At 45.6% G+C, this 1,127-nt stretch carries 1 protein-coding gene; it reads left to right on the forward strand.

Annotated elements, in window-relative coordinates:
* Positions 1-1,127, forward strand: a 1,127-nt coding sequence (locus tag ACFILW_RS09890) for a DUF4815 domain-containing protein (protein WP_375685743.1), incomplete at both ends; no start/stop codon positions are given.

Genomic DNA, 1,127 nt, shown 5'->3' on the forward strand with positions numbered 1-1,127 from the left:
TTCTATACTGCTCCTTTAAAAGCGCCTGTCACGCTTGACTGGACAAATGAAGTGATTATTGCGCAAGAGTTGACAACGGCTTGCGAAAAAATCAATCCTTATCAAAATTTTGCGACCTTGCCTGGTACAGTAACCCTTGAACCCGCGACAGACTTCTGGCATGAACAGCGCACCGATTGGCTCTCGGGTATCACCAATCAAATCATTATGGGAAAACATCGCGGCAGTACCATACGTAGAACAGAAGTAAGCGATAATTTCATCAACACACACCAAGAACAAATCAATTTTTTAAGACAAATTACCCTTTCTTTCAAAATTGAAGGTTTTGGCAGTAGCGAAATCTTGGAAAGTCTTACCTTTGATGGTGTGAATGTTTTACCAAAGAGTCTCCTTATTGCCGATAGCAAGGGCACCCTTGAGGGCGCTTTCACGATTCCACAAAATATTACGGCTGGCACAAAAAATGTTGTGGCACGGGGGAAAGGGGGCACCATTGCAACAGGGCTTTTTACAGGTCAAGGCGTGATTGATGTGAAAGTGATGCGACGCACCACAACAGTGAAGATCTGGACGCAAGTGGACCCACAAGCGCAAGTCTTTACCCCCGATGAAACACGGCAAATCACTGGAATTGACTTTCATCTTTGCAAAATCGGCAATCAGAACCATGATCTGGTGATTGATTTGGTCACCACAGAAAATGGCTATCCGACCGCCGATATTCAAGCGCAAAGCTTTTATTCTATGAAGGGCGCAAAGCTAGGGTGGGCAGAGGCACGCTATGATGTCCCCTTGTTAGTCCCTAATGACCGTCTCACTGCTTTTGTCATTAAAACCGATGATGCTGATCATGCCGTCTCACTAGCAAAGCTTGGAGATTTTGATGTAAACAGTCAAAGATATGTCTCAAGTCACCCTTACGTGACCGGACCACGCTTTTCTTCTGTCAATGCTAGGAGCTGGACCGCTCATCAAGATGAAGCCTTAGCCTTTCGAGTGCTGGCGGCACGCTATAGGCAAACAGAAAAGATTGTCGATTTAGGCACCTTTGACCTTGTGGACTGCTCTGATTTGCAAGTACGCGCAGCCATTGAATTGCCTTCAAGCGATTGTTCTGTCATCTT

The organism is Bartonella sp. TT110JLCBS, from assembly GCF_042193405.1.
Taxonomy (GTDB): Bacteria; Pseudomonadota; Alphaproteobacteria; order Rhizobiales; family Rhizobiaceae; genus Bartonella.